Below are 26214 nucleotides of genomic sequence, written 5' to 3'. Positions count from 1 at the left end.
AGGGGCATGGTGAGGCGCCCGTCGCTCCGGATGAGGCCCCGAAGTTCCCTTGCGCGTTGAACGGGATCACCAACTTGGGCGATCGGGCACGCGGCTCTCCGGACCTCGGCACGATGGACGTGATCATGGGGCTGGCGGCGGCGCAACGATTCGGCGGCGCGAACGAGCTGCTCGGAGCACACATCCTGCCCTCAGCACTTGAGAGTGCTACGGGCGATCCTGACCCACGCGGCCGTGACCAAAGGAGCTGGGCGATGAATCTCTCTGAAGTCGTGCTGACGTCGTTGCTGGGGCTCCTCGCGGGGTCGGTCACCGCTTGGCTAGGAGCCAGGTGGTCGTACCGCCGGAAGTTGCAGGAGCTCAAGTTCCAAGCGGCGCACGAAGCCAGGCGCGGGACGTACGAGGCCACCCTGCAGTGGGTTCGAGCCGCGTCTCTGGCTTCCCGACTGCAGGCGGAGCAAGGTCGGCACGGAGGCGCCGAGGAAGTCGACTACGAGAACTGGCCGCAACCCAGGCCGGAGCAATGGGAGCTATACGTGTCCGATCGCGTGAAGGACCTTCATCAGAGATTCCTTGCGGCCGCCGGACGCGTGCACACGACCGCGGGACGTCTTCGTGCGACGCGCGAACTTCTCGAGGTCGCCTCGGGTGTCGATACCCCTGATCCGACGCCACTCGCAGACGTGGTCACCGGACGCGACTCGCTCGACGCCGAACTGACCGAGAGGTTGGTAGAGCTCGACGACTCGCAATCGGCTCTGCTGAAGGCGATGAGGTCAGAAGTGATCGGCGACAACTAGGCTTCGATGCCGGGAGCCGTCAGTGGGTTGCGAGCCCGAGATCAGTCGATCGTCGTTCGACAGTGCCTCAGCCGTCGAACGCTTCGGCCAGATCGGGTGGGGCGGCGGCCAGCCAGGCGTCCACGAGGAGGTCGCGGAGGTCGCCTGAGGCGATGACGTCGAGCTCGATGAGCACGGCGGGGTAGTTGTTGAAGTGCTCGATGGTGAAGACCCCGTCGATGCCGGCGGCGAGCACGCCTTCCTTCTCGTGCAGGTCGGCGGTGTTGACCGCGAGGATCGGTTGGGCGGGTGGGGTCTGGTCGCCGAAGCGCTTGAGGTCGGCCTTGCTGAACGGGCGTAGCCAGGCGATGCTCTTGCCGCGTACGGACCACGTCGGGTGTCCGTGGCGCTCGCCCTCGGTGACCTCGGGCAGCTCGCCGATGATCCGCGCGAGGTCTTGCAGCGTTGCCATTCCACGAGCGTAGTTGTTGGCGCTGCTCGCTCGACCCGGATCGACCAAGTCGGTCGATAAGGTCCGTAGGGTGTCGTCCAGGATCGATTCGGCACACCGACGACTCATAGGAGACCGAGATGCGTCGCAAGTGGCTGTGGTTGCTGAAGAACACGCTCAACCGGGTGACGACCCGAGCGGCCCGCTCGGGTCGCGGCCCGTTCTCGCTCGTGCGGCACGTGGGCCGGAAGTCAGGGAAGACGTACGAGACGCCGATCGTGGTCGCGCGGGTGCCGGAGGGGTTCATCGCGGAGCTGACGTACGGCGAGGACGTCAACTGGTATCGCAACATCGTCGCCGCCGGTGGCTGTGAGCTGATGGTCGACGGGCAGTGGCACCAGGTGTCCGCAATCGAGCCCTATCCGTCCGAGGCCGGCCGGGACGCCTTCGGCTATCCGGCCAAGCTGGTGCTTCAGGTGCTGCAGCGGCACGAGTTCAGGCTGCTGCGTACGGCCTGATCAACCGGTTACGGCCCGCCCTTGCCGACCGGCGGGCACGAAACCCAGCTCGGGTGAGGCACGCACACCATCTATAGTCGCGGCCTGCGACGGGTGAGGACCGTCGGACGCCGAGGGCTAGGAAGTGGGTTGATGTGACCACGGGAGTCGATCTGCTGCAGCAGGTTCGTGGCGTCCAGGCGGATTCCTGGTCGTCGTTGCTTGGGCCAGGAGTCTCCGAGTCGGTCGAGTCGGTGGTCAGGCCGGCGGTCGTCGCCACGTTGCTCACTGAGCGGGACGCGAGTGATGTCGACCTGCTTCGTGCGGTCACCGCGTACGAGACGGCTTCACGCGCCGAGGCAGGCGACGGCTGTGGGGATGTCCTGCTGGCCTGTTGCTGGATGCTCTTCTGCGATGGACATCTCGACGATGTTCCGTTGATCTGGCAGGCGAAGAAGGCCAACTTCGACGCGTACTGCTACATCGACGGTGTCTTCCTCATGCCTCATGGTCTCGACGCCTCTCTGGCCCTCGCTACGCAGACAGGACACGGAGACCTGCTTGCCTATCTGCAGCAAGCGGGGCTCGGCGATTCGGCCGACGAGATCGAGGCGTGGCGTACGTCCACGTTCTTCGCTGCGTGCCCTGCGCCGACATCGCCCATCGACGACCTGGCCGCGTGGTTGCGCGGATGAGCGTTCCCGGTCTGAGCAATGGTTGCGGTGAGATCGACCAACAATCCGCGCAGCTATGTTGCAGGAGCGCTGAGAGTACGTAGGTGGCTGCGGAACTCGGCGCCGTCGGCAGGGGAGCGGTACTCGAGCTCGTGAGCAACCTCGCTGGCGACGAGCAGAAGGCTGGGTTGAGACCGTCGCGCTTGGTTCAGGGCGGCGCCTGCGAGCTCGAGCGCGGTGACCGGGCTGCCGTCGCGGGCGGCGATTACGAGCGGTGGACCGTTGGGATCAACGGTGATGCTCCCCATGGTCGACTCGGCAATTTCACCGCATCGCCGCGATCGAGCCCTATCCCTTCAAAGCCGGCCGGGCGGCTTGATCATCTCAACTAGGCTTCCGCGGGTGTCCAGCATGCTGAGCAGTGCCCGCAGCGAGGCGCGTCGGCTGGTGGAGCCCCTGGGGCGTCGCTGGTTGCACGTGCAGATGGTGGCGGCCTCGGCTGTTGACGTAGCGGCCAAGCTGGGGTTGGACTCGGAGACGCTGGTTGCCGCGGCGTGGCTTCATGACATCGGCTATGCCGACGAGCTGCGAGAAACGGGCTTCCATCCCGTTGACGGCGCCCGTTTCTTGAGGCGCAGGGGGTGGAGCGAGGAGGTCGTACGCCTCGTGGCCCACCATTCGTGCAGCAGATTCGAGGCTGGGCTGCGCGGGATGGGCGACACGCTCAGCGAGTTCCCGCGCCCCTCTCCTGAGCTCGAGGATGCGTTGTGCTTCTGCGACATGACCACGGGGCCAGGTGGAGAGCGTGTGACGGTCGTGGATCGGCTGGCCGAGATCAAAGCGCGCTACGGGGAGGACGGCGTCGTCGGGCGTTTCGTGGAGGCAGCACGTGACGAGCTCGTCGGGACGGTATCCCGGGTCGAGGACCGTCTTCTGACCGTCGGGTGATCAGGGGTTGGGATCCAGGTGTGGATAGCTGCGGTTGAGCGCCCAGTCAATCCTGATGCGCTGGCTGCGGTCCATCTGAAGACTCGGCACTCTGTCCGGGGAGACCCACTCGACGTGAGTGCTCTCCGCCGACGGGGTGGGTTCGCCCGTGAGGTAGCGGCCGGCGTAGATGATGGTGAACTCCTGACGGACCTCGCCGTCGGAGGTGTACTCGATGCGATGGCGAGGATCGGTCCAGATCCCGACGAGGCCCGTCACCTCGATGCTGATGCCGGTCTCCTCGAGGGTCTCGCGAACCGCGCAGGCCGTCAGCGACTCACCCGGGTCCATCGCCCCGCCCGGCATGGACCAGTTGCCGTTGTCGTCGCGGCGGATCAACAGGATCCGGCCAGGGTCGTCGCGTACGAAGGCGCCGGCGCTGGGTTTGATGCTGTTGACCTCGGGAGCGGAGGGGTCGTCGTACCAGTCGATTCTGCGGCCCATGTCGATTCACCCTATGGGGGCCGGGGGAGTGGCCGTCTCCCAGACACGGTCGAACGCCTTCTCGTAGTAGCCGAAGAGCCCGCCGGACCCGACCCGTTCGTAGTGAAACACCGGTGAGTCCTTGGCACCGATCCCGTGGGTGTGCGGATTGACGAGCATGTGGTCGTCGAAACGGTAGAGCGAGACGTACAGCGGCACGTCATGGACCCGGATCTCTACTCCAGGAAGGTCGCGTACGTCCCGGAGATAGTCGAGGGTCGAGGCTGCGCGCGCGGGAAGGGTCGGGAGGCCCTCGGCCACACCTCGCCGCCGGACCTCTTCCGAGTCGGCATCCCCGAGCAAGATCCGGACGCTGCCGTCGTCGGCGGCCATCCGTCTGATCTCGCGAGGTAGCCCGAATGCCTCGACGACGAACCCGCCGGAGTAGACGAGCACTTCGAGTCTCTTGCTGACTCGTGAGGAAAGGGACCGCCACACGTCGCCCGGGACGCTGTCCCGCGTGGGCCACATGCTGACCAGCTCCGACGCGGTCGCCGCCGTCGCGCCCAGCCCGTCCCGGAGGCTCGGCCAGAGGTACGTCTCTTCGTGGCCGAGCACAGTCGCAACGCGGGCGCGGGTGCCTCGGTGTGGGACGCGGTCCTGAGTGAGCCAGCGCTCCACGCTCTTCGGATCGACTCCGACGGTGGCGGCCAATCCTGCGGTGGTCATGTCGCGAGCGGCGAGCGCGGATCGGAGCCTGTGATTCGGCATGCCGCCAACGTACCGGACAAACGTCCCCATATGTCCCTAACGGGAGGTGCAAACGTCCCGTGCTTCGAGGTGATGGTGGTTCACGCCCCCGGCGCGCCGGGCTGCGAACGGCGTCGGAGCGCTGGGGGCTTCCAGCCAGACATGACTCTCTGCGAAGGAACCCGATGAGCACGTACGCGCTTGCAGGCGCTGCACCTCCCGGCCGGCCCCGTGTGATCCCTCGTGCGGCGAACGGGGCCGCGCCTCGCGATGAAATCCTTCAGGCTGCGGCGCAGCTCTTCGTCAACCGCGGGTTCGCGGCGACGTCGACCCGGGACATCGCGGAGAAGGTCGGGATCCGGCAGGCGTCGCTCTACTACCACTTCGCGGGCAAGCCCGGCATCCTCGCTGAGCTCCTCGAGCTCTCGGTGCGGCCGAGCCTGGAGAAGGTCGAGAGGATCGAGCTGGAGTGCCCGGCCGACGTCCCGGAGGCAGCGCTCTACCTGCTCGCGCTGATCGACGCGGACACCCTCGCGACGGTCCCGCACAACATCGGCAGGCTCTGCCGGATGCCGGATGTCAGGAGCAGCGAGGTCTTCGCGGAGTTCGAGCCGGCGCTTCAAGAGCTGGTGGCTGCGTACGGTCGGCTGGGTGCCGGGGTCGTCAGCGGCCCGGTCGCCGCGACCGTGGGAGTGGACCAGTTGGGTGGGCTACTGGTACAGGCAGTCGAGGTGGTGATCCGGATCCGTTCTCGTGGCGAGGAGGTCACCCGTGGTCAGGCACAGGCGATCGCAGCCACCTGCCTGCGGATGTGCGGCGTGTCCGAGAAGAGGATTGCCCGCGCGGCGTCGTCTGCCGAGGACCGGTGGGCGTGACAAGGCCTTTCGACCGGGCCGAGGGAGGCGCTTGGCCCTGCTGCGCCGAAGGCGGGCTTCCTAGCGTGGAGGCAACCGAGGAGGTCGCATGAAGTACGACGTCACGATCGAGCACGAGAACGGTCGGTTCCTGGCCGTGCATGCCTTCGATGGCCGGCTGGACGAGATGGCCGAGAAGCAGGGACAGGCCTTCGGGACAGTTGCTGCTCACCTGGCAGCCATCGGTGTCCCGATCGAAGGGGCGGCAGTGTCCTGCTACGAGATGTCCGACGACACCTTCCACGTGTCCTCGGGATTCGTCGTGGGCGGGCCCATCGCATCCGGTGACGGCGTCGAGTCGCTCCAGCTCCCTGACGTCGATGTCGCCAGTACGACGCACATCGGTCCCTACAACCAGTTGGGCATGGCCTATGAGGCGTTGAAGGAAGGCGCCGAGGCGAAGGAGCGCCACGTCGACGCGTCCGCGATGATGTGGGAGGAGTACCTCACCGGTCCCGACTCCCCACCCGATGAGATCACCACGGTGGTGCACTGGCCGCTCGAACCTGCCGGGGTCTGAGTCGGCGGTGCGTCGAGCCGGGACCAGGCACCGCCGTGAACCCGCGCTGAGGAAGCGAAGCAGATGGACCCTGCAACCGTGGGAGACAACCGGCGCCGTGCCGTCGAATGGCTTCTTGCCGGCGACCCTGCGATCCGCTGGCAGACCTTGGATTCCCTGGTCGACGCGCCTGCAGCCGATGTGGACACGGCACGGGCCGCTGTGACCACGGAAGGTTGGGGAGCCCGCCTTCTGGCTCACCAGGATCCCGAGGGCACCTGGGCACAGGGCCTCTATTCGCCCAAGTGGGTGTCGACCACCTACACGATGCTGTTGCTGCGCGAGCTCGGCCTGCCGGCCGACGATCCGCAGGCCCACCACGCGTGCGCCGTCCTGCTGGACAGTGCCGTGGGACCCCAGAGCCGGGGCGGGATCGGGTGGGCGTCCGAGACGTGTATTACCGGACTGGTCCTCTCGATCCTGTCCGCGTTCGAGTTCGACGACGATCGGCTCGAGCGCTTCGTGGACCACCTCCTCGGCGAACAGATGGACGACGGGGGATGGAACTGCCGATACCGCCGGGGCGCACACCACGCCTCGATGAACACCACCATCCTCGCCTTGGAGGCACTGGTCCGGTACGAACGGCACCGAGCCGAGAAGACGGGAAGGCAGGCTGCGTTGCGGGAGGCTCAGCTTCGTGGCCGGGAGTTCCTACTGGTCCACCACCTGTACCGCTCGCATCGCACGGGCGAGGTAATCCAACGCAACTATGTGCGATTCGCATTTCCCCCGCAGTGGCACTTCGACGTGCTGCGTGGCCTCGACTACTTTCGCGATGCCGGGGCCGATCGGGACCCGCGTCTCGTCGACGGCATCGACCTGGTCCGCTCGAAGCGTGGCTCCGACGGCCGGTGGACGCTGGAGCACCGCTACAAGGCGCGTGACTGGTTCCAGATGGAGACTGTCGGACGCCCCTCGAGATGGAACACGCTTCGTGCCCTGCGTGTCCTCGACTGGTGGGAGAACCCGGCCTCCTGAGGCCTCTGCCTGCTGATCGGGCCACCAGTCATGTTGAGGAGTCGAGCAGCGATCTACAGCGTGGCCGGTCACTCGTCCCTCGGGGCTCGGCGACCTTGGTCGCTGACGTGACCTTCCGCTGCATGCACTCGACGCGGCGAACGGCCCGTCTGGCTCCATGACGCCCTGAAGCCGAACACTGCTCCGGCCACGAGGAGGGCGATGTCGGCCAGGGCGAGTAGGACCGAGTGGTCCCAGACCTCCCGTGCGTTGGCGGCATAGCCCTCCTCCAAGCCCGCGAGGATGTGCAGGTTCAGCACCACGATGACGGAGACGATCAGCCCTACCGCCACCCCTGCCAGGGCGAGAGCCACCCTCCTGAACAGATGGTTGGCACGCGTCTTCATGAGGCCTCCGTCGGGCAGGCAGGCCGATTTCACGCCGGCCGCACCCATCCATGGTTGGCCGCCCAGGGCGTTGGCTACAGAGCTGGACGTCAGCTCTCATCGTGACCAAGGACCCGGCCGGCTCACCGAACCTGAGGCGGCGGATCCTGTCAGGGGTTGGGGTCGAGGTGGGGGAAGTTGCGGTTGAGGGCCCAGTCGATCCGTACGCGCTGGCTGCGGTCCATCTGAAGGCTGGGAACGATCGTGGGATTCACCCATTCCGCGTGGGTGTTCTCGGCTGAGGGAGTGGGCTCGCCGGCGAGGTAGCGGCCGGCGTAGACGATGCTGCACTCCTGGCGTACCTCGCCGTTGGTGGTGTTCTCGATGCGGTGGCGCGGGTCGGTCCAGATCCCGACCAGGCCGGTCACCTCGATGGTGATGCCGGTCTCCTCGAAGGTCTCGCGGACCGCGGCCGCCGTCAGCGACTCGCCGGGCTCCATCGCTCCGCCGGGCATCGTCCAGTTGCCGGTGTCGTTGCGGCGGATCAGCAGGATCCTGCCCGGGTCGTCGAGCACGAAGGCCGCGGCGCTGGGTCGGATGCTGTTCACCTCGGGAGCCGAGGGGTCGTTGTGCCAGTCGACTCGGCGGCCCGTGCTGCTCACCTCAGGGGAGCGAGGACGTGGCGGTTGTGCAGACGCGTCGATGGCTGGCCGAGATCCCACGCTGGCGAGCATAGCCGAATCTGCCGAGGTCAGGCGCACACAAGCAGGGCCGTTCCCGCCACCAGTTCGATCCCGAAGTAGAACCAGATGGGATAGAAACGTACGGGGGTATCGAGCAGGCGCGAGACGAATCGGCCGCCGGCCATCCCGATCAGAGCGAGGCCGACAGCGGTCACGGCGCCGGCCCGGATGTCGCCGATGTCGAGGGCGGCGGCGCCGAGCACCGCGGCCATGGCGATGCCGAACCCGCCGTAGACCGCCCGGATCTCCGATCGGGACTCGGGCGTCTGAGCCGAGAGGTGGAACGGGGCGGCGAGTGCGCCCGGGGCGACCAGGGCGTACGTCCCCATCGCGAGGAAGAAGACGCCGACGACGGCGATGGTCAGGCTGGCCACGGTGTTCACCGTGGGATCATGACGCGCATGGCGACCGAGCCGCTTCCGGATTCGTGCTGCGACGACGCGCGGCCGACGGTGTGGCTCTGGTCGGGACATGCGGCGTACCGCGGTCCGTCGCTGCGGCTGGGCAGTCATTCCGGGTCGGTCACCTGCTTCGCGCTGGGCCTGGACGCTCCCTTCCTGCTGCGATCAGGTCAGGCGGCGCCACGGTCGGTGCGGAGCGCGCTGATCCCGGCGCGTACGCCCCATCAGATCCTCTCGGGCGAGGGGGCGAGGATGCTGTTCTTCTACGTCGACCCGAGTGTGGCGGGGGCGGCGTCCCTGCTGGACCGGATGACCGACCGGGCGGACGCGGTCGCCTATCGGCACCGCGACGAGGCTGCGCTGCTCGCGGACTGGAGCCATGCTCCCGTGCCGGATCCGGAGATGCTGCGACGACGTCTCCTGGATGTCGGTGAGGCGGAACCGGCCGACGAGCGGATCCGCGTCGCGATGCAGCTCCTTCGTGACCGACCCGGTGAACGGGGGAGCGCGGCGGAGATGGCCGCCGCGGTCAACCTGTCCCCGTCTCGCTTCCTGCACCTGTTCTCGGCCCACGCGGGGACGAGCTTTCGCCGCTATCGCTTGTGGGCCAGGATGCGTTGCGCGGCAGCGGCCGTCGGCCAGGGCGCGGACCTGTCGACCGCTGCGAGTAACGCAGGGTTCGCATCGCCGAGCCATTTCAGTGACACCTTCCGGGCTATGTTCGGACTCACTGCCACGGAGATGCTCGCCAACGGGCTCCGCATCGTGGTGATGGATCCCTAGGCGATCGAGGAAACCTGGTTGCGGTGGAAACCTCGAGGATCGGACGATGCGTACCGTGAAGAAGATCGATTGGGCCGTCGCAGGGGCGACGGCGGTCACCACGAGGGTGACCGGATGAGTGCGCGGCTGCGCGCGCTCGCGCGGGAGAACGAGCACATCATCGAGGCAGGGTCCTACCGGCGTACGGATGGCACGAAGGTGGTCATCGGCGAGGCCGTGCGGGCGGCGCGGGAGGGGACGCGGCTGTTCGGGCCGGAGCCGGTCGAGGTGCCTTCCATCGCGCCGGTGAAGACGCGGTTCGCGGTCACCGGCGGGAGCAGCCTGTGGGAGGCGCGGCGGCTGCCCGGCCCGGTGGCGGTGCTGAACTTCGCCTCGGCGAGGAACCCCGGCGGCGGGTACGTCAACGGAGCTCAGGCGCAGGAGGAGGCGTTGTGCCGGGCGTCGGCGCTATACACCTGCCTGCTGGAGGCGCCCGCCTACTACGTGCATCATCGCGCCATGCGGGACCCGTTCTACAGCGACCGGGTCATCCACTCGCCGGGGGTGCCGGTCTTTCGCGACGACCGCGGCCAGCTGCTCGACGAGCCGTTCGAGGTCGGTTTCCTGACCTCGCCGGCGCCTAACGCAGGCGTCATCCGCACGAAGGCTCCCGAGCGTGCGGACGAGATCCCGGCCGTGCTCGAGGGCCGTGCGGCCCGGGTCCTGGAGACCGCGGCGGCCAACGGCTATCGCAGCCTCGTCCTCGGCGCCTGGGGATGCGGCGTGTTCCAGAACGACCCCGCGATGGTCGCCGGATCGTTCCGCGACCTGCTCGGTCCGGGAGGCCGGTTCGAGGGGACCTTCGAGCAGGTGGTGTTCGGGATCCTCGACCGTACGCCGGGAGCAGTCGTCCGGCGGGCGTTCGAGGATGCCTTCGCGGACCTTGTGTCATGACCTCGACGGAGCGTCAGGGCACGCGCTTGTAGAGGATCGTTTCCTCGACTTGGTCTCCGCCGGTGATGAGGTAGTTGTCGGAGTAGGTGATCGGCTCGCGATCGTCCTCGGTGACCATCGGGTGGGCGATCTCGAGCCTGTCGTTGGGCGGGAAGGCTACCTTGCGCGGCTTGAGCCAACCCTCGCATGTGATCCCCCGAGCATGTAACCGTAGGCATCCAGCGTGCCCCTGGCGCAACGTAAAGGGTCGACTCGGGCTGGTCAAGCCAGCCGGGCTATGGCAACCCGTGAACCTGGGGAGGGTTGTCCGAACCTGGCTCGGACAACCCTCCCCAGGTTTACTGCCTCTCGGCGACATGGGGGCGCGCGTCAATCGGCTGGTGCGTCCTGGCCCACATCGACGCCGGTCGGCAGCGACTCGACGTACTCCTCGCTCGGCCCGAAGTCCGGGTCCGGGTGCACCTCGACGCACGTCGCCGGGGCGGTCAGGTCGAGGACGGCGACCTGGTTGGCGCCGGCGCGCCACAGGGGAGCGGGGGCGTAGAGGCGTCGTTGGGGACCGCGGCTCCACAAGCGGCCGAGCAGGGTGCCGTTGAGCCAGACGAAGCGGTCTCCGTCGCCGGGGACGGCGAGCCAGCCGTCGGCGGGGGCGTCGACGTCGACGACGGCATGAGCGACCCCGTTGAGGTCGTCGTGGTCCCAGCGGTCGAGGGGAGCGAGGTGGTGGTCCCAGCCGTGGACGAGGCGCCGGTCGACCTGGACGCCGCCGAGGATCCCCTTGTGCTCGCCGAGCAGCGGGCCGTAGTTGACCCGGCCGAGCGCCTCCACGACCAGGGTCAGCTCGGCGACCCGGCCGAGGCCCGGAAGCGTCAGCACCGCGGGCTCGGCGTCGTCGCGCTCGAGGGTCCCGAGCGGATCCCCGTCCAGAAAGACGTACGCCCTGTCGTGCAGTCCGCGCACGGTGAGATGGACGTCGTGGCCGGGGAGCGTGACCGAGGACCGGTACGTCACCAGGCCGGCGTCGATGCCGAGCTCCTCGAAGCTCAGCGGCCGTGCCGCGCGGGTCGCCGGCCCCCGGGTTGTCAGGGAGGGCAGGCCGGCGCCGGACGGCGAGAGCGGCGCCGAGCAGAACGCGTGACGCTCAACAGTCGGCGGAAGCGCAGGCAGCGCGTCGACCGTGCGCCCGCTGGCAGGCGCCAGGATGTCGCGGTAGAGCCGGAACTTCTCCGAGACCCGGCCGTCCTCTCCGATCGGAGCGTCGGAGTCGTAGCTGGTGACGGTGGGCTGGATGCGGCGGCCGTCGTGGTTGGCGCCGGCCCAGAGCCCGAAGTTGGTGCCGCCGTGCGCCATGTAGACGCTGACCGAGCCACCGAGGTCGATGATCTTCCGCAGCGTCCCGGCGGCGCTGGCGGGGGAGCGCATGTGGTGGTTCTCGCCCCAGTGGTCGAACCAGCCGTTCCAGAACTCGGCGCACAGGAACGGCTCGCCGGGCCGTCGTGACCGCAGCATCGCCTGGGCCTCGGTGGCGCGGCTGCCGAAGGTCGCCGCGGCGAGCGTGCCGTCGACCATGCCGGTGTCGAGCATGACCTCGGTCGGACCGTCGGCGGTGTAGAGCAGCTCGGTGATGCCGCGGTCGAGGAGCCCCCGCCGGAGCCAGGCGAGGTGAGCGGCGTCGTCGCCGTAGGAGCCGTACTCGTTCTCCACCTGCACGGCCACGACCGGGCCGCCGTGAGCGGCCTGGAGCGGGACGAGCCGGGGGAGCAGGACGTCGAGCCAGGCCGAGACGGCCGCCTGGTAGACCAGATCGGTGCTGCGCGGTGCGCGGGTGTGTGCGGTCAGCCACGACGGCAGGCCGCCGTTGGTCCACTCGGCGCAGATGTAGGGGCCGGGGCGGACGATCACGTCGAGCCCGAGATCGCCGGCGATCGTGATGAAGCGGGCCAGGTCGCGAGGCCCGGTGAAGTCCGGGGACCCCTCGTCGGGCTCGTGGAAGTTCCAGGCGACGTAGGTGTCGACGGTGTTGAACCCGGTGGCTGCGACCCGCCGCAGCCGGTCCTCCCACTGGTCCGGGTGGATGCGGAAGTAGTGGATGGACCCGGACCGGATCCGGTGGGGGACGCCGTGCTTGAGGAACTCGCCGTCGCGCCAGGTCAAGGTGGGGGGCACCCGGCCGAGGTTATGACACCTTTTGAGCATAATCTAGCCAATTCGCGCAAAACTCTGCATGATGGAAGGTCGCACCGTCGGCCGATGCGGCCGAGTCGAGCTATCGGCTCACCGGCTCCGCGACGTACGTCGGTGATGCCGGTGAGGGGAACGGAAACGACCATGCCGATTGGGCCGACGCGGCCTTCCACTGCGCGGGCTGAGATCTGCGTAGGCTGTCCGGGACCCAGGAAGGGGGCCCATGAGGCAACAGCGACTCAACCAGCTGCTCGAGCTGATCAGCGAGCACGGCCATGTGTCGATCGCGGAGGTGGAGAGCGCGCTCGGTGTCTCGGCGGCGACCGCCCGCCGCGACATCGGGCATCTCGCCGACCAGCGGCTGGTGACCCGGACACACGGCGGTGCGACGGCGCTCGGGTCGGCGTACGAGCTGCCGTTGCAGTACAAGATCAGCCGCCAGGCCGAGGCCAAGCAGGCGATCGCGGCCGCCGTCGCCGACCTGCTCGTGCCGGGCGAGACGGTGGCCCTCAACGGCGGGACGACCACCAGCGAGGTGGCGCGCGCGATCGGGCGCCACCCCGACCTGGCCGAGGACGACAGCATCACGGTGGTCACCAACGCGCTCAACATCGCCTACGAGCTCTCGATCCGGCCCAACGTCAACATCGTGGTGACCGGCGGCGCCGCGCGCACCCAGTCCTACGAGCTGGTCGGGCCTCTGAGCGAGGGGGTGCTGTCGAAGATCCACATCGACACCGCGATCCTCGGCGTCGACGGCATCAGCACGCGCGCCGGCCTCACCACGATCCACCCGGCCGAGGCCAAGATCAGCGCCGACTTCATCGCGGCCGCGCAGCGCACCATCGTCGTGGCCGACAGCACCAAGCTCGAGCATCCGACCTTCGCGCGCATCGGCGACCTCGACCGTGTCTCCATGCTCGTCACCGACCGTGCGGTGCCCGAGCCGCTCGCCAAGGCGCTGGCCGAGCGAGGGACGGAGATCGTGATCGCGACTGAGCGAAAATGATCATTTGAGCATGGTTATTGACATAAACGATCACTACGTTGGATGATTCAGCCATGACCGCATCCGCACCGACGACGCATCTCGCTGCCGAGATCGCGACTCAGCCCGCCAACTGGATGGCCGCCAGGAGCACCGCCGAACGCTTCGCGGACGCGCTGCCGAAGGCGGGGGAGAAGGTCGCCGTCGTCGGCTGCGGCACCTCGCTCTACATGGCGCAGGCCTACGCCGCGCTCCGTGAGGAGCAGGGTCTGGGCGTCACCGACGCCTGGACGCCGACCGAGGCCCGGATCGACCGGGGCTACGACCGGCTGCTGGCGATCAGCCGCTCCGGGACCACCACCGAGGTCATCGACCTGCTCGCCCGCGTCGAGGGCAGGATCCCGGCGTCGGTGATCTCGTCCTCGCCCGGCACACCGGCACTCGAGGTGGCCGAGCCGATCCTGATGCCCGAGGTGGACGAGAAGTCGGTGGTCCAGACCCGCTTCGCGACCACCGCGCTCGCGATGCTGCGCTGGCACCTCGGTGAGGACCTGAGCCTGGCCGCCGAGCAGGCGCAGCGGATCATCGACGCCGGCGAGGACACGTTCGGTCCGGCGCTGACCGCCGACCAGCTCACCTTCGTCGGCCGCGGCTGGACCAACGGCCTGGCGCAGGAGGCCGCGCTCAAGCTGCGCGAGTCCGCGCAGCTGTGGACCGAGTCCTACCCGATGATGGAATACCGTCACGGCCCGGTCTCGATCAGTGCCCCCGGCCGGGTCGTGTGGGCCTTCGGCGACCTGGTGGAGGGCTTCGCCGAGGACGTCGCCGTCACGGGCGCCGACCTGGTGCATCATGAGGTCGACCCGCTCGCCGAGCTGGTGCGGGTGCATCTGCTCTGCGTGGCTCGGGCTCACCTGGTCGGTCTCGACCCCGATGTGCCGCGCAACCTCACGCGCTCGATCATCCTCAGTCCGGCCGCTCCCCCGTCCGCGTGATGCGATCGCTCGCCCTTGCGTTCGACGTCGGCGGCACCTCGGTGCGGGGGGCCGTGGTGGGGGCCGCCGACGTCGTGATCGCCGAGTCGCGGGTGGCGACCCGGACCGGTCCGGCCGTGCTCGACGACATCGCACGGATGGGCGAGGAGCTGCTCGCCGGCCTGAGCCACGCCGCTCGGGCGGAGGTGGCCGGGGTCGGGGTCGCCTTCCCCGGTCTCGTCGACACCGAGGCCGGCGTCTCCCGCCGGGCGGTCAACCTCGGTCTCGTCGACACCCTCGTCGCGGCCCCGCTCGCCGAGCGACTGGGCCTTCCGGTCACGGTCGTGCACGACACGGTCGCCGCCGCGGCCGCGATCTGGGCCGATGCCGGTTCGCCGGCCTCCGCGTTCGTGGCCGTGCTGGGGACGGGTGTCGCCGGGGTGACGTACGTCGAGGGGAGGGCGGTCGTCGGGGTCTCCGGGCAGGCCGGCGAGATCGGCCACCTGGTGGTCGACCGGGCTGGGCCGCGGTGCGGCTGCGGGCTGCGCGGCTGCGTGGAGGCGTACGCGGGTGGGCGCGCGATGCTGGAGAGGTACGCCTCGATGGTCGGCGACACCACGATCTCGGGCGTCGCCGACCTGGTCGCGCGGATCGGGCACGACCACTTCGCCGCCCAGGTCTGGTCCGACGCGATCACCGCCCTCGCCGACGGTTTCCTCGCCGTGGGAGCCCTGCTCGCGCCCGGCGAGATCATCCTGGGCGGCGGTGTCGCCGAGGCCGGGCAGGACCTGCTCGACCCGCTGCGGATCCGGATGCGCGAGCGGGCCGGCGTGACGGCCGTCCCGCCCGTACGACTCTCCACCCTCGGTGGCCGCGCCGGCCTGGTCGGTGCCGCCAGGCTCGCCCTGGATGCGGTGAGGACGAACCCATGATCATCACCGTCACCCTCAACCCGGCGATCGACGTGACCTACCGGCTGCCCCGGCTGACCGTCGGCGAGGTCCACCGGGTCACCGAGGTCACCACCCGGCTCGGCGGCAAGGGCGTGAACGTCGCCCGGGTGCTGCACCAGCTGGGCGAGCCGACGCACGCCGTCGGTCTCGCCGACGAGCGCTTCGCCGAGGCCCTGGCGAGCGAGCTGCCGTCGACCTTCCTGCCCGAGCTCGAGGACGTACGCCGCACCGTGGTCGTCGTCGCCGACTCGACGACCTCGCTGTGGGAGCCGGGGCGGCAGGCGGCGCCCGGCGCCGACCGGCGACTGCTCGACCTCCTCGAGGCTCGGATCACGAACGCGACCGCTCTCACCGTCTCCGGCAGCCTGGCGCCCGGAGTGCCCACCGACCTGCCGGCGCGGATCGCCCGGCTCGCCGCGGCCGCCGGCGTCCCGGTGCTCCTCGACCTGGACGACGCGGCGCTCGCGGCCGCGGTCGGGACCGGCGCCGTCCTGACACCCAACGAGGACGAGGCGGCACGCCTTCTCGGGCACGCCCCCGACGACCCGGTCGCGGCCGTCGCCGAGCTCGCCGCCCGCCACGGGGGACCGGTCGTGCTGACCCGCGGACGCCTCGGGCTGATCGCGTACGCCGGCGGCGCCTGCTGGGAGGTGCGCCCGCCCGCCGGGATCACCGGGAACCCGACCGGCGCCGGGGACGCGGCCGCCGCGGGGCTCGCCCGCGGACTCGCCCATGGCAGGCCGTGGCCGGAGATCCTGCGCGATGCCGCCGCGCTGGGCGCCGCCGCGGTGGCCGCACCGGTCGCCGGCGAGATCGACGCCGAGACGTACGCGTCGGTCCTGCCGGACGTCCGGGTCGGACGGGTCGGACGAGTCGACCACGAGGAGGCCTGAGATGCCCCTGGTACCGATGTCGCTGCTGCTCGACAACGCCCGTGGGACCCGACGCGGGCTGGGCGCGATGAACGTCATCCAGCTCGAGCTGGCCGAGGCGATCGTCGCCGGCGCCGAGCAGGCCGGCCGCCCGGTGGTCCTGCAGATCTCCGAGAACACCGCCGATTACCGCGGAGCGCTGGCGCCGCTGCTGCGCGCCACCATCGCGATCGCCGAGCGCGCCACGGTGCCGGTCTGCGTACATCTCGATCATGCGACCCGCGTCGAGCTCGTCGAGGAGGCCGTCGAGCTGGGCTGTCCCTCGGTGATGTTCGACGCCTCCAAGCTCGACTACGACTCGAACGTGGCCGCCACGGCCAAGATCGCGGCCTGGTGCCACGAGCGCGGCGCCTCCCTCGAGTCCGAGCTCGGCGAGGTCGGCGGCAAGGACGGCGTGCACGCGCCCGGGGTCCGCACCCAGCCGGCCGAGGCCGCGGCGTACGTCGAGGCCACCGGTGTCGACGCGCTCGCCGTCGCGGTCGGCTCCTCGCACGCGATGACGACGCGTACGGCCTCGCTCGACAACGAGCTCATCGCCCGGCTCGCCGATGCCGTCGACGTGCCCCTGGTCCTCCACGGCTCCTCCGGGGTTCCCGACGAGCGCATCGTCGCGGCGATCGCCGCGGGAATGACCAAGATCAACATCGCCACCCACCTCAACGCGACCTTCACCCGGGCGGTCCGCTCGGCGATCGCGGACGAGGCGAAGGTCGACCCCCGCAAGTACCTCGGCGCCGGCCGCGACGCCGTCGCCGGCGAGGCGGCGCGCCTGCTCGCCCTGATCGGTGGACCGAGGGTGGACCGGGCCGTGTGACGAGCCCGAAGGGTGGCGGGCCGACCGGTCGCACTGCTTACATGACCCTCAGGAGCCGCGTCGTGCGGTGACCGAGGAGGGCGGTGGGCGGTGCGGCCGGGGAGTCGTGGTGAGGTCGCGCTCTGCGCCGTCCTCGTGCTGATCGCCCTGGGCTGGATCGTCACCGGGCTGCGGGCCGACTCCGGTGAGCTGCACGAGGCGCCGGTGGTGCTGGTGGGGCCCGACGTCGTCACGGCACCGCTCGTCAAACAGGCCGAGGCGCTGCCCGGTCGGCCGTTCTCGGCGGGCGCGGTCGAGGACCGGGGCGAGGCCGCAGAGCTGCTGGCGAGCGGTGAGGCCGTCGCAGTCCTCACGCTCGATCTGTCCGGGACCGAGGACGAGCTGCGGCTGGCCGCCGCTCACCGGCCGGAGCTCGCTCGTGCGGTCCGGGCGGAGGTCGGGCGGATCGAGAGAACCCATGGACGTACGGTCGCGCTCGTCGGGGCGGAGGACCGGTTCGAGGAACGGTCCTTCGCCGGGATCACCTTCGCGACCGCGCTGGCCGGCTTCCTGCTGGTGTGCCTCGTCTCGCTCGTGTGGGGCCCGCTCGCACGTACGCTGCCCCGGCTGCTCGCGCGACTGACCGCGCTCGCGTCGCTGGCGGTGGGTGCGGGCGTCGGTGGCTGGTTGCTCACCGCAGAGGCGCCGGCGGGCGAGCGCATGCTGGTCGGATCGGTTCTCGCCGCCACCGTGGTCGCCGCGGGTGCGCTGACCTTCGCCTGCGAGGTCGTCGGCGGATTGCCGGGCCTGCTGCTCGCGGCGACGGTGATCGTCGCCGGCCCGGTCCCTCTCCTCCTCGCCGGTGACCGGCTGCTTCTCGACACCACGTGGTCGGTCGGCTCCCGCTGGACGATCGCGGGAGCTGCCGAGTCGCTGGTGTGGGCGGCGGCCGGACACGGCAGCACCGGCATCACCCAACCGTTGGTGACCATCGCGGGGTCGGCGTTGCTCGGCCTGATCGTGCTCGTGGCGACCCGGTGGCTGCTTCGAGGTCTCGTCGCGCCCGAGCACGGTCCGGTCTCGGTGAGCGGGTGGCGGAGGAGCCTCGGCGTGGTCCTGGCCTCGGCCACCTGCCTGACGGTGCTGGCGACCGCGGCGACCTCCGCCCTGCACGCCGAGGCGGTGCCGCGCCCGCTGGCCAGCCTCGCCTCGACGACCCAGTGCGTACCGTCCGGTCCCGTCGAGGACGTCGACGACCTCAACCGGATCACCCGGCTCCGCGCCGAGCCGGCCCTCCAGGGCGGAGACGTGGGGGTGAGCGCCGCACTGGGCGACGGGCGCAGCATCTGGATGTTCGGCGACACCCTGCGGGACGAGGACCTCCCCGGCGCCGGTTTCGTACGCAACTCGATGCTGCTCGTCGAACCCGACTGCCTGCGCGTCGTCCTCCCGGAGTCCGGGGGCGCGATCATCCCCGACCGCGACGACGGCGTGGGCTACTGGCCGATGTCGGTGACCACGCTCGACAAGCCGGGATACGCGCTCGTGGTCGTGGCCGCGCAGCGGGTGCGTACGACCTCCAAGGACGTGTTCGGGTTCGAGGCGCTCGGGCCGGCGATCGCCCAGTTCGTCGTCCCGGACGGCGGAGTGCCGCAGCTGATCGCGGTGACCGACATCGGTGCCGACGATACCGACACCCGCCGGCCGATGTGGGGCGCCGCGGCGGCGATGTCGGGGGAGTGGCTCTACCTCTACGGCACCGCCCGCGAGCCCCACCCACAGCTCGGCACCGGCTTCGCGCTCCACGTCGCCCGGGTCGAACCGGACCAGGTCGCCGACCCCGTCCGCTGGACCTACTGGGACGGCAAGGCCTGGACGAAGCGGGCGGCATCCTCGAGCGAGCTGATCCCTGCGGCCGACGGCGTCTCCCAGACGCTGAGCGTCTTCGAGCGCGCCGGCCGCTGGTACGCGTTCAGCAAGAGCAACGAGTTCCTCGGCGACGAGCTGGTCTTCTGGACCTCGTCGTCGCCGAGCGGTCCGTTCCGGGCGCAGCCGCCGGTCGGCACCCTGCCCTCGGGCGTCGCGCGCGGCGAGCTCCGCTACATGCCGCTGGCCCATCCCGACATCCTCGAGGAACCCGGCTCGGTGATCGTCTCCTACAGCCGCAACAGCACGGACTTCGGCGCGGTGCTGCGCAACCCGCTCCTGTACCGGCCGAAGTTCATCCGGGTCGACCTCCCGCGAGGCTAGCGCCGGGGCCGGTGGCTGAGACGCGGGTCGCCTGCCCGGATCAGGATGTCCTGGAGGGTGAAGTTGGCCGCGATCGCCTCGCGCAGCTTCTCCAGGCTCTCGCGGATCGCCCGCATCTCCTCGCGCGGCTGCCTGCGTTCGAGATAGGTGCGGATGCGGCGTACCTCGTCCTCTCGGGTGGGGTGATCCCGGCCGAGCTCGTCGCGAAGGTTGTCGAGCACCGTCCAACGGGCATGGTGCGCCGGCCGCACCTCCGGCCACCGGATTCCGTCGTCGTCGACCTCGACGGTCGTCGTCCCGAGCGGGAGGTGGTCGAGAGTGAGCGCGTACGAGAGCTGGTCCAGCGCCGAGCTCTTCATGCCGAGCAGGAACTCGAGGGAAGCGGACGACTCGCCGTCGAGCACCCCCAGCTCCCAGTGCAGCGCCTGCAGACGCCCGGTGATCTCACGGAGGTCGGAGATCTGCTCCGGCACCAGCCGGAGCAGTGTCCCGCGCGCCGTGGCCAGCTCGAGGTCCGTCGCCCGGTCGTAGCGCTCCATCTGGGTGACGATCAGCTCGGCGCGCACGAGGACGTCGTTGATCTGCACGTAGAGGAGGAACAGATCCGCCCCGAGCCGCGCCGCCTGGTCGCGTTCGTTCTTGCTGAGGATGCCGGGAACGGCCTTCACAACCAGGTCGACGACCAGCTTGACGAACTCGATCATGCGGCGATGGTAGTGCTGGGTCGGCCCGTAGGCTGGCGATATGAGCACGGCAGTGGTGGTGGGCAGCGGACCCAACGGACTGGCCGGCGCGATCCGTCTCGCCCAGGCCGGGATGGACGTCACCGTCGTCGAGGCGTACGAACGGCCCGGGGGTGGCACCCGGACCAGCGAGCGCACCGTCCCCGGTGTGCTCCACGACGACTGCGCGGCGTTCCACCCCACCGGGGTGGCCTCGCCCTACTTTGCCTCGCTGGGCCTGGAACGACACGGCCTGCGCTGGCTGTGGCCAGAGATCGATCTCGCGCACCCGCTCGACGACGGCCGGGCGGGGGTCGCGGCCCGTGACCGGGAGCTGACCCGGCGCTCGCTCGGTGACGATGCCGACCGGTGGGACCGGCTCTTCGCCAACGCGACGGGCAACTTCGAGGCGCTCATCGCGGAGGTGTTCCAGCCGGTGGTGCACGTGCCGCGCCACCCGGTCGTCCTGGGTCGCTTCGGCGTCGACGCCCTGCAGCCGGCGACCTGGGCGGTCCGCCGGTTCCACGACGACCCGGCTCGCGCGCTGTTCATGGGGGTCGCCGCCCATGCGTTCGGGCGCCTCGACACCCCGCTCAGCAGCTCGGTCGGCCTGATGCTGACCGCGGCCACCCACGCCGTGGGGTGGCCGGTCGCCGAGGGTGGCAGCGAGAGCATCACGCGTGCCCTGCTCGCCGAGCTGGGCACGCTCGGCGGGAAGGTGGTCACCGGGGTCCGGGTCACCTCGCTCGACGAGCTGCGCGACCTCGCCGGTGGCCGTCCCGACGTCGTCCTGCTCGACACCGCGCCGGCCGGCGTGCTCTCGATCATGGGCGACACGCTGCCCGCCCGCGTACGTCGCGCGCTGGGCCGATACCGCTACGGTCCGGCGGCGTTCAAGGTCGACATCGCGATCGAGGGCGACATCCCGTGGACGAACGAGGAGTGCCGCCGCGCCGGCACGCTGCACCTGGGAGGTACGGCCGCCGAGATCGCCGCCATCGAGAAGGAGACGACGCGCGGCGTGATGGCCGAGCGGCCCTTCGTCCTGCTCGGACAGCAGTACCTCGCCGACCCGACCCGGTCCCACGGCTCGATCAACCCGATCTACGCCTACGCCCACGTCCCGCACGCCTACGACGGCGACGCCACCGAGGCTGTCCTCGGCCAGATCGAGCGCTTCGCGCCCGGTTTCCGGGAGCGCATCGTGGCGGTCTCCACGCGCACGCCCGCCGAGTTCGAGACGTACAACCCCAACTGGGTGGGTGGCGACATCAGCGCCGGCGCGAACACCGCTCGCCAGATCGCCTTCCGGCCGCGTCCCGCCCTCGATCCGTACGCCCTCGGCGTCCCGGGCGTCTATCTGTGCTCCTCGGCGACACCACCGGGCGGCGGAGTCCACGGCATGGGCGGCTTCCATGCGGCCGAGGCCGCGCTGAAGCGGCTGCGCTGACCGGGCGCGTCAGCGGGCGAGGGTGTGGAGGAGGCCGGTGACGGCGGCCGCGGCGGCGCCGGGGTCCTGGGCGCGGATCGCGTCGAAGACGGCGGCGTGCTCGTCGGCGATCTCGGCCGTCTCGTCGTCGAGGTGGATGGTCGCGCGCAGAGTGTCCTCGAAGCCGGCGTAGAGCTCGATGAGCAGCGGGTTGTGGGTCGCGGTGACCACCCCGAGGTGGAACTCCGCGTCGGCATCCGCGAAGGCGCCGGCGTCGCCGGCCGCGACGGCGGCGGCGCGCCGTTCCATCACCGCGGTCAGCGCGCGTAGGTCGTCCTCGGAGCGGCGCTCGGCGGCCAGCGCCGCGGCCCGGGTCTCGATCGCGTGGCGGACCTCGAGGACGTGCTGAAGGTCGACCCGGCCGACCTGGCGTCGCATCATCGCGGCGACCTCGTTGGACGCTGACACGTACGTCCCGTCCCCGCGTCGCACCTCCAGCACGCCGTTGTGGGCCAGCGCCCGCACCGCCTCGCGCACGGTGTTGCGGCTGACGCCGAGCGCCGCGGCGAGCTCGGGCTCGGGCGGGATGCGGGCGCCGACGGCCCACTCGCCGTCGGCGAGCAACGCGCGCATGCCGTCGATCGCCTGGTCGACCAGGGAGCGAGGCGTGGTGGTGGAGAGCGGCACGATGCCGTCCTTTCATCCAATCATCCGATGTCTGGCATTCTAGAGGGTGTGACCTCCCGACTCCAGAACCGCCCCGAACCCACGACGTCGAGCTCAGCCCTCCGGTCGACCGGGTGGCTCCTGGTGGCGGTCCTGCTGGTGGCGGTGAACCTGCGTGGTGGCATCACGTCCCTCGGCGCCCTGCTCGACGGGCTCGACGGGCTCTCGGCCGGCACCAGGTCCTTCCTGACCTCGCTGCCGGTGCTGTGCTTCGCGGTCGTCGGTGCGACCGGGATGACGCTCGCGCGCCGGCTCGGTGTGCACCGCGGCATCGGCGTCGCGCTCGGCCTCCTGGTGGCCGGGCTGCTGGTCCGGGTGATCGGCGACCCCTGGCTGCTGCTCGCCGGCACGTTCGTCGCCTGCGCCGGCATCGCGTTCGCCAACGTGCTGCTTCCCGCCGTCGTCAAGGAGGGCTTCCCGAACCGCGTCGGCGCCGTCACCGGTGCCTACAGCGCGGTGATGTCGCTGGGCGCGGCGATCGCTGCCGGGGTCACCGTGCCGATCGCCGAGGCGGCCGGAAGCTGGCGGGTCGGGCTCGGCGTCTGGGCGCTGCTCGCCCTCCTGGCGCTGCTGGCGTGGATCCCGCACCTGCGCGACCACGGCCGGCGCCGCGACGGTGGGCCCAGGGTCTCGCTGTGGCGCGAGCCGGTGGCCTGGGCCGTGACGGTCCTCTTCGGCACCCAGTCGCTGTTCGCGTACGTCGTGATGAGCTGGCTGCCCAGCATCTACGCCGACGCCGGCTTCAGCCATGCCACGGCGGGGCTGCTGCTCGCGGTGAGCATCCTGGTCGGCGTACCCGTCTTCTTCCTCGCCCCCTCGCTCGCGATCCGATCCTCCTCGCAGGGGCACCTCGTCGCGGTCCTGACCGCGCTGCTGGCGATCGGCTTCGCCGGGCTCTGGCTCGCCCCCGTCGCGGGCGCGTGGCTCTGGGCGGTGCTGGTCGGCATCGGCGGCGCGGTCTTCCCTGTGGCGCTGACCCTGTTCAGCATTCGCACCGCGACGACCGCCGGCACCACCGCGCTGTCCTCGATGGCGCAGAGCATCGGCTACCTGCTTGCCGCCGGCGGCCCGTTCGTCGTCGGCCTGCTCCGCGAGTCCACCGGCTCGTGGTCGGTCCCGATCGCGCTCCTGCTCGGCATCGCGGTCATCCAGATCTGTGCCGGGTACGTCGCCGGCCGCCCGGTCGTCATCGGGGACCGGGGCGGGGACTGACCGATTCGGTCGGTCGTTGGATCGGCCAGGGCCGGACCTGGGGAGGCCTGTCCGAGCCGGGTTCGGACAGGCCTCCCCAGGTTCGTCGAACTGGAATGCGTTGAAAGAGTCAGGCGGTGTGTCACGGCACGCGCTTGTCGAGGATGGTCTCCTCGGCTCGGCTTCCGGGGCGGACCGCCGTTCGCGTTCTTAGGTAAACCTTTCTAAGGTTTGGTTTGCCTTACTCGTCGAAAGGATGGCTGTGAAGCCTCTCTCTGCTGTCGTGGTCTCGGTCGGTGTCGCCCTCCTCGGGACGACGCTGACCTCCTGCTCCTCCGGTGACGCGCTCGTCGTCTACAACGCCCAGCACGAGCAGCTGATGGAGGAGCTGGTGCCGGCGTTCGAGAAGGAGACCGGGATCGACGTCGAGCTGCGCAACGGGTCCGACCTCGAGCTCGCCGCGCAGCTGGTCGCGGAGGGCAAGAAGTCACCGGCCGACGTCTTCCTCACCGAGAACTCCCCGGCGATGGCCGCCGTCGAGCGCGAGGGCCTGCTGGCCACGCTGCCGGACGACGTGACCGCGCCGATCCCTGAGCAGTACCGGCCGGCGAGCAACGCCTGGACCGGCTTCGTGGCCCGCTCCACCGTGCTGGTCTACAACACCGACGAGATCACCGAGGCCGAGCTGCCCGCCTCGCTGCTCGACCTGGCGAAGCCGGAGTGGAAGGGCAAGGTCTCGTTCTCGCCGACCGGCGCCGACTTCCAGGCGATCGTCGCCGGTGTCCTGGCCACCGAGGGCGAGGCGGCCACGAAGACGTGGCTCGAGGGACTCAAGGCCAACGGCACCGTCTACGACGGCAACAACGTCGTGCTCGAGTCGGTCAACGCCGGCGAGGTGCCGGTCGGTGTCATCTACCACTACTACTGGTATCGCGACCAGGCTGAGTCCGGTGACGTCAGCGACCACTCGAAGCTCCACTTCTTCGGCAACCAGGACCCCGGCGCCTTCGTGAGCGTCTCCGGGGCCGGTGTGCTGGCTTCGGCCAAGCACAAGTCCGATGCCGAGAAATTCGTCGGCTACCTCACCGGCAAGACCGGCCAGCAGGGGCTGGCGGACAGCTACGCCCTGGAGTACCCCCTCAACCCCGAGGTGCAGCTCGCCCCGCCGGTCAAGCCGTTCGCCGAGCTCGACCCGCCCGCCGTCGCGGTCTCCGACCTCGACAGCGACGCGGTGGTCGACATGATGACGGAGGTTGGCTTCCTCTGAGCACAGTGCATCTCGGCACGTTTCCGGGCACCGCCTCCGGGAGGTGGCTGATGCCGGCGCTCGCCGGCGCGATCGCTGCCGTCTGCCTGTTGCCGGTGGCGTACGTCCTGTGGTCGACCGCCTCGCTGGGGCCGGCCGAGGCGTACGACTTCCTGGTCCGTCCGCGCATCGGCGAGCTGCTGTGGAACACCGGCAGGCTGCTGGTCGGCGGGGTCGGGCTCTCGGTGGTCTTCGGGGTCTGCGGCGCCTGGGTGGTCGAGCGGACCTCCCTGCCGCTGGCCGGCTGGTGGCACGGGGCGCTGTGTGCGCCGCTGGCCATCCCGGCCTTCGTCAACGGCTATGCCTGGGTCGCGACGACCCATGCGGTCCAGTCCTACCTCGGGGCCGTCCTGGTCGTCTCGCTCTCCTACTATCCGCTGGTCTACCTGCCCGCGGTGGCGGCGCTGCGGCGCCTCGACCCGTCGCTCGAGGAGGTGGCGGCGGCGCTCGGGCAGCGGCCGCGAGAGGTGTTCCTCCGCGTGGTGCTGCCCACCGTCGCGCCCGCGGTGCTCGGCGGTGCGCTCCTGGTCGGACTGCACCTGCTGGCTGAGTACGGCGCCCTCCAGCTGCTCAACTACCCGACCCTGACGACCGCGATCCTGCAGCAGTACGGCGCCGCCTTCAACGGTCCGGCCGCCACCCTGCTGGCCGGGGTGCTGCTGCTCGCCTGTCTCGGGCTGCTGGCCCTGGAGATGCTGGCCAGGGGGCCGGCCCGCCGTGCCCGTGTCGGCAGCGGCACCGCCCGTCCCGCGACCCGGCTGCGACTGGGGCGGGGGACCGTGCCGGTCGTCATCGCGCTCGGGGTCTTCGTCGCGCTCGCCGTCGGTCTGCCCGCGGCGAGCCTGGTGCGCTGGCTGGTCCGGGGCGCCTCGGCCGAGCTCGACCTGGCCCGCCTGCTGCCGGCCGCCGGCACCAGCATCGCGCTGGCCGCCGTGGCCGGTGTCGTCGCGACCGCCGCGGCCCTTCCGGTCGTCTGGCAGGCGGTACGCCGCCGGACCCGCTGGTCGCTGGGTGTCGAGCGGGTCGCGTACGTCACCAGCGCGCTGCCCGGCGTGGTCGTCGCGCTCGCCCTGGTCACCGTCGCCATCGGCTGGCTGCCCGCGCTCTACCAGACGCTGCCGCTGCTCGTGGTGGCGTACGTGATCCTGTTCCTGCCGCGCGCCCTGGTGGCGGTGCGCGGTGTGCTGGAGCTGGTGCCGCCGCGGCTGGAGGAAGTCGCGCTCAGCCTGGGGCTGAGCCGGGCCGGGGCGATGCGGCGGGTGACCCTGCCGCTGCTGCTGCCCGGGCTGGCGACGGCGACCGCGATGGTCGCGCTCGCGGTCTCCACGGAGCTGACCGCGACGCTGCTGCTGGCCCCGATCGGGACCACGACACTGGCCACCGAGTTCTGGAGCGAGGCGTCCTCGGTCGCGTACGGCGCCGCGGCGCCGTACGCGCTGGCGCTGGTGCTGCTCGCGATGCCGGCGACGATCCTGCTGGGTCGTTCGTCGAGAGGGGAGGCCCGATGAGCGAGCGTCAGCGAGCGA

The 26214-nt window shown here is 70.5% G+C and carries 29 protein-coding genes; 20 read left to right on the top strand and 9 right to left on the bottom strand.

Going from position 1 to position 26214, the window contains the following annotated elements; all coding sequences use genetic code 11:
• The first annotated feature begins 56 nt into the window (after positions 1-56).
• Complete coding sequence (locus ACIA03_RS09920) at positions 57-800, top strand: hypothetical protein (protein WP_396981710.1); 744 nt, start codon at positions 57-59, stop codon at positions 798-800.
• Positions 801-867: 67 nt separating this feature from the next.
• On the opposite strand, the gene ACIA03_RS09915 is transcribed toward ACIA03_RS09920, so the two are convergent.
• Positions 868-1251 carry an MmcQ/YjbR family DNA-binding protein gene (locus ACIA03_RS09915; protein WP_396981708.1) on the bottom strand — a complete coding sequence of 128 codons (384 nt, stop codon included), beginning with the start codon at positions 1249-1251 and terminating at the stop codon, positions 868-870.
• Between the two features lie 119 nt (positions 1252-1370).
• On the opposite strand from ACIA03_RS09915, the gene ACIA03_RS09910 reads away from it, so the two are divergent.
• The 4 genes from ACIA03_RS09910 to ACIA03_RS09895 all read left to right on the top strand — a co-directional run bounded on the left by ACIA03_RS09910 (position 1371) and on the right by ACIA03_RS09895 (position 3349).
• A complete protein-coding gene (locus ACIA03_RS09910; RefSeq protein WP_396981706.1) occupies positions 1371-1748 on the top strand; it encodes a nitroreductase family deazaflavin-dependent oxidoreductase in 378 nt (125 codons plus the stop codon).
• Positions 1749-1882: 134 nt separating this feature from the next.
• Positions 1883-2422: a hypothetical protein gene (locus tag ACIA03_RS09905; RefSeq protein ID WP_396981704.1), complete on the top strand. Its 540-nt coding sequence runs from the start codon at positions 1883-1885 to the stop codon at positions 2420-2422.
• Between the two features lie 83 nt (positions 2423-2505).
• Positions 2506-2793, top strand: coding sequence for a hypothetical protein (locus ACIA03_RS09900; RefSeq protein WP_396981702.1), 288 nt, complete (start codon positions 2506-2508; stop codon positions 2791-2793).
• A 19-nt stretch (positions 2794-2812) separates the two neighbouring features.
• The gene (locus tag ACIA03_RS09895) at positions 2813-3349 is read left to right on the top strand and encodes an HDIG domain-containing metalloprotein (RefSeq protein ID WP_396981812.1); all 537 of its coding nucleotides are present in this window, start codon (positions 2813-2815) and stop codon (positions 3347-3349) included.
• On the opposite strand, the gene ACIA03_RS09890 is transcribed toward ACIA03_RS09895, so the two are convergent.
• Together ACIA03_RS09890 and ACIA03_RS09885 are read right to left on the bottom strand one after the other, a co-directional pair.
• Entirely contained in the window at positions 3350-3832 is a 483-nt protein-coding gene (locus ACIA03_RS09890) for an NUDIX hydrolase (RefSeq protein ID WP_396981700.1), read from the bottom strand.
• A gap of 6 nt (positions 3833-3838) precedes the next feature.
• Complete coding sequence (locus ACIA03_RS09885; protein WP_396981698.1) at positions 3839-4582, bottom strand: multiprotein-bridging factor 1 family protein; 744 nt, start codon at positions 4580-4582, stop codon at positions 3839-3841.
• Positions 4583-4746: 164 nt separating this feature from the next.
• Here ACIA03_RS09885 and ACIA03_RS09880 point away from each other — a divergent pair, with 164 nt between their 5' ends.
• The 3 genes from ACIA03_RS09880 (at position 4747) to ACIA03_RS09870 (ending at position 7015) form a co-directional block, all read left to right on the top strand.
• Positions 4747-5436 (top strand): TetR/AcrR family transcriptional regulator, encoded by a 690-nt coding sequence (locus ACIA03_RS09880; RefSeq protein WP_396981696.1) that lies wholly within the window; start codon positions 4747-4749, stop codon positions 5434-5436.
• An 88-nt stretch (positions 5437-5524) separates the two neighbouring features.
• Positions 5525-5995, top strand: coding sequence for a hypothetical protein (locus ACIA03_RS09875; protein ID WP_396981694.1), 471 nt, complete (start codon positions 5525-5527; stop codon positions 5993-5995).
• Between the two features lie 63 nt (positions 5996-6058).
• Entirely contained in the window at positions 6059-7015 is a 957-nt protein-coding gene (locus ACIA03_RS09870; RefSeq protein WP_396981692.1) for a hypothetical protein, read from the top strand.
• A gap of 68 nt (positions 7016-7083) precedes the next feature.
• On the opposite strand, the gene ACIA03_RS09865 is transcribed toward ACIA03_RS09870, so the two are convergent.
• From ACIA03_RS09865 to ACIA03_RS09855, 3 genes are all read right to left on the bottom strand, one after another.
• Entirely contained in the window at positions 7084-7401 is a 318-nt protein-coding gene (locus ACIA03_RS09865; RefSeq protein WP_396981690.1) for a hypothetical protein, read from the bottom strand.
• Positions 7402-7550: 149 nt separating this feature from the next.
• Entirely contained in the window at positions 7551-7988 is a 438-nt protein-coding gene (locus ACIA03_RS09860; RefSeq protein WP_396981688.1) for an NUDIX hydrolase, read from the bottom strand.
• Between the two features lie 143 nt (positions 7989-8131).
• Positions 8132-8506 (bottom strand): DUF4345 domain-containing protein, encoded by a 375-nt coding sequence (locus ACIA03_RS09855; protein WP_396981686.1) that lies wholly within the window; start codon positions 8504-8506, stop codon positions 8132-8134.
• 9 nt (positions 8507-8515) lie between these two features.
• On the opposite strand from ACIA03_RS09855, the gene ACIA03_RS09850 reads away from it, so the two are divergent.
• Positions 8516-9307 carry a helix-turn-helix domain-containing protein gene (locus ACIA03_RS09850; RefSeq protein WP_396981684.1) on the top strand — a complete coding sequence of 264 codons (792 nt, stop codon included), beginning with the start codon at positions 8516-8518 and terminating at the stop codon, positions 9305-9307.
• A 114-nt stretch (positions 9308-9421) separates the two neighbouring features.
• Positions 9422-10240, top strand: a complete 819-nt coding sequence (locus ACIA03_RS09845) for a TIGR02452 family protein (RefSeq protein WP_396981683.1) — start codon at positions 9422-9424, stop codon at positions 10238-10240.
• A gap of 369 nt (positions 10241-10609) precedes the next feature.
• On the opposite strand, the gene ACIA03_RS09840 is transcribed toward ACIA03_RS09845, so the two are convergent.
• A complete protein-coding gene (locus ACIA03_RS09840) occupies positions 10610-12406 on the bottom strand; it encodes a beta-galactosidase family protein (protein ID WP_396981681.1) in 1797 nt (598 codons plus the stop codon).
• Between the two features lie 241 nt (positions 12407-12647).
• Between ACIA03_RS09840 and ACIA03_RS09835 the strand changes: the two genes are divergently transcribed.
• The 6 genes from ACIA03_RS09835 (at position 12648) to ACIA03_RS09810 (ending at position 19314) form a co-directional block, all read left to right on the top strand.
• Positions 12648-13433 carry a DeoR/GlpR family DNA-binding transcription regulator gene (locus ACIA03_RS09835; RefSeq protein ID WP_396981679.1) on the top strand — a complete coding sequence of 262 codons (786 nt, stop codon included), beginning with the start codon at positions 12648-12650 and terminating at the stop codon, positions 13431-13433.
• A 53-nt stretch (positions 13434-13486) separates the two neighbouring features.
• A complete protein-coding gene (locus ACIA03_RS09830) occupies positions 13487-14407 on the top strand; it encodes an SIS domain-containing protein (RefSeq protein WP_396981677.1) in 921 nt (306 codons plus the stop codon).
• Positions 14407-15318, top strand: a complete 912-nt coding sequence (locus ACIA03_RS09825) for an ROK family protein (RefSeq protein WP_396981675.1) — start codon at positions 14407-14409, stop codon at positions 15316-15318. The genes ACIA03_RS09830 and ACIA03_RS09825 overlap by 1 nt, the downstream gene beginning before the upstream one ends.
• Entirely contained in the window at positions 15315-16232 is a 918-nt protein-coding gene (locus tag ACIA03_RS09820; RefSeq protein WP_396981673.1) for a PfkB family carbohydrate kinase, read from the top strand. The genes ACIA03_RS09825 and ACIA03_RS09820 overlap by 4 nt, the downstream gene beginning before the upstream one ends.
• A 1-nt stretch (position 16233) precedes the next feature.
• The gene (locus tag ACIA03_RS09815) at positions 16234-17085 is read left to right on the top strand and encodes a class II fructose-bisphosphate aldolase (protein WP_396981671.1); all 852 of its coding nucleotides are present in this window, start codon (positions 16234-16236) and stop codon (positions 17083-17085) included.
• 90 nt (positions 17086-17175) lie between these two features.
• Entirely contained in the window at positions 17176-19314 is a 2139-nt protein-coding gene (locus ACIA03_RS09810) for a hypothetical protein (RefSeq protein ID WP_396981669.1), read from the top strand.
• Here ACIA03_RS09810 and ACIA03_RS09805 read toward each other — a convergent pair.
• Positions 19311-20018: a hypothetical protein gene (locus tag ACIA03_RS09805; protein ID WP_396981667.1), complete on the bottom strand. Its 708-nt coding sequence runs from the start codon at positions 20016-20018 to the stop codon at positions 19311-19313. The genes ACIA03_RS09810 and ACIA03_RS09805 overlap by 4 nt on opposite strands.
• 40 nt (positions 20019-20058) lie before the next feature.
• Here ACIA03_RS09805 and ACIA03_RS09800 point away from each other — a divergent pair, with 40 nt between their 5' ends.
• On the top strand, positions 20059-21486 hold the full coding sequence (locus tag ACIA03_RS09800; RefSeq protein ID WP_396981665.1) for a phytoene desaturase family protein: 1428 nt from the start codon (positions 20059-20061) through the stop codon (positions 21484-21486).
• A gap of 9 nt (positions 21487-21495) precedes the next feature.
• Here ACIA03_RS09800 and ACIA03_RS09795 read toward each other — a convergent pair whose 3' ends face one another.
• Positions 21496-22152 carry a FadR/GntR family transcriptional regulator gene (locus ACIA03_RS09795; RefSeq protein WP_396981663.1) on the bottom strand — a complete coding sequence of 219 codons (657 nt, stop codon included), beginning with the start codon at positions 22150-22152 and terminating at the stop codon, positions 21496-21498.
• 48 nt (positions 22153-22200) lie between these two features.
• Between ACIA03_RS09795 and ACIA03_RS09790 the strand changes: the two genes are divergently transcribed.
• From ACIA03_RS09790 to ACIA03_RS09780, 3 genes are all read left to right on the top strand, one after another.
• A complete protein-coding gene (locus ACIA03_RS09790) occupies positions 22201-23403 on the top strand; it encodes a CynX/NimT family MFS transporter (RefSeq protein ID WP_396981662.1) in 1203 nt (400 codons plus the stop codon).
• Between the two features lie 235 nt (positions 23404-23638).
• Positions 23639-24649 (top strand): iron ABC transporter substrate-binding protein, encoded by a 1011-nt coding sequence (locus ACIA03_RS09785; protein ID WP_396981660.1) that lies wholly within the window; start codon positions 23639-23641, stop codon positions 24647-24649.
• 5 nt (positions 24650-24654) lie between these two features.
• Positions 24655-26196, top strand: a complete 1542-nt coding sequence (locus ACIA03_RS09780) for an ABC transporter permease (RefSeq protein WP_396981658.1) — start codon at positions 24655-24657, stop codon at positions 26194-26196.
• The last annotated feature ends 18 nt before the right edge of the window (positions 26197-26214 follow it).

Origin of the sequence: Nocardioides sp. NPDC051685 (assembly GCF_044453405.1) — a bacterium.
Classification (GTDB): Bacteria; Actinomycetota; Actinomycetes; order Propionibacteriales; family Nocardioidaceae; genus Nocardioides.
This window is presented reverse-complemented; position numbering and strand designations above follow the sequence as displayed.

Coding starts and splice junctions, on each gene's coding strand:
- ACIA03_RS09885 (WP_396981698.1), bottom strand. CDS start 4,582: ATGCCGAATCACAGGCTCCGATCCGCGCTCGCCGCTCGCGACATGACC.
- ACIA03_RS09875 (WP_396981694.1), top strand. CDS start 5,525: ATGAAGTACGACGTCACGATCGAGCACGAGAACGGTCGGTTCCTGGCC.
- ACIA03_RS09865 (WP_396981690.1), bottom strand. CDS start 7,401: ATGAAGACGCGTGCCAACCATCTGTTCAGGAGGGTGGCTCTCGCCCTG.
- ACIA03_RS09785 (WP_396981660.1), top strand. CDS start 23,639: ATGGCTGTGAAGCCTCTCTCTGCTGTCGTGGTCTCGGTCGGTGTCGCC.
- ACIA03_RS09880 (WP_396981696.1), top strand. CDS start 4,747: ATGAGCACGTACGCGCTTGCAGGCGCTGCACCTCCCGGCCGGCCCCGT.
- ACIA03_RS09870 (WP_396981692.1), top strand. CDS start 6,059: ATGGACCCTGCAACCGTGGGAGACAACCGGCGCCGTGCCGTCGAATGG.
- ACIA03_RS09835 (WP_396981679.1), top strand. CDS start 12,648: ATGAGGCAACAGCGACTCAACCAGCTGCTCGAGCTGATCAGCGAGCAC.
- ACIA03_RS09830 (WP_396981677.1), top strand. CDS start 13,487: ATGACCGCATCCGCACCGACGACGCATCTCGCTGCCGAGATCGCGACT.
- ACIA03_RS09895 (WP_396981812.1), top strand. CDS start 2,813: ATGCTGAGCAGTGCCCGCAGCGAGGCGCGTCGGCTGGTGGAGCCCCTG.
- ACIA03_RS09815 (WP_396981671.1), top strand. CDS start 16,234: ATGCCCCTGGTACCGATGTCGCTGCTGCTCGACAACGCCCGTGGGACC.
- ACIA03_RS09820 (WP_396981673.1), top strand. CDS start 15,315: ATGATCATCACCGTCACCCTCAACCCGGCGATCGACGTGACCTACCGG.
- ACIA03_RS09845 (WP_396981683.1), top strand. CDS start 9,422: ATGAGTGCGCGGCTGCGCGCGCTCGCGCGGGAGAACGAGCACATCATC.
- ACIA03_RS09910 (WP_396981706.1), top strand. CDS start 1,371: ATGCGTCGCAAGTGGCTGTGGTTGCTGAAGAACACGCTCAACCGGGTG.
- ACIA03_RS09890 (WP_396981700.1), bottom strand. CDS start 3,832: ATGGGCCGCAGAATCGACTGGTACGACGACCCCTCCGCTCCCGAGGTC.
- ACIA03_RS09805 (WP_396981667.1), bottom strand. CDS start 20,018: ATGATCGAGTTCGTCAAGCTGGTCGTCGACCTGGTTGTGAAGGCCGTT.
- ACIA03_RS09915 (WP_396981708.1), bottom strand. CDS start 1,251: ATGGCAACGCTGCAAGACCTCGCGCGGATCATCGGCGAGCTGCCCGAG.
- ACIA03_RS09850 (WP_396981684.1), top strand. CDS start 8,516: ATGACGCGCATGGCGACCGAGCCGCTTCCGGATTCGTGCTGCGACGAC.
- ACIA03_RS09825 (WP_396981675.1), top strand. CDS start 14,407: ATGCGATCGCTCGCCCTTGCGTTCGACGTCGGCGGCACCTCGGTGCGG.
- ACIA03_RS09800 (WP_396981665.1), top strand. CDS start 20,059: ATGAGCACGGCAGTGGTGGTGGGCAGCGGACCCAACGGACTGGCCGGC.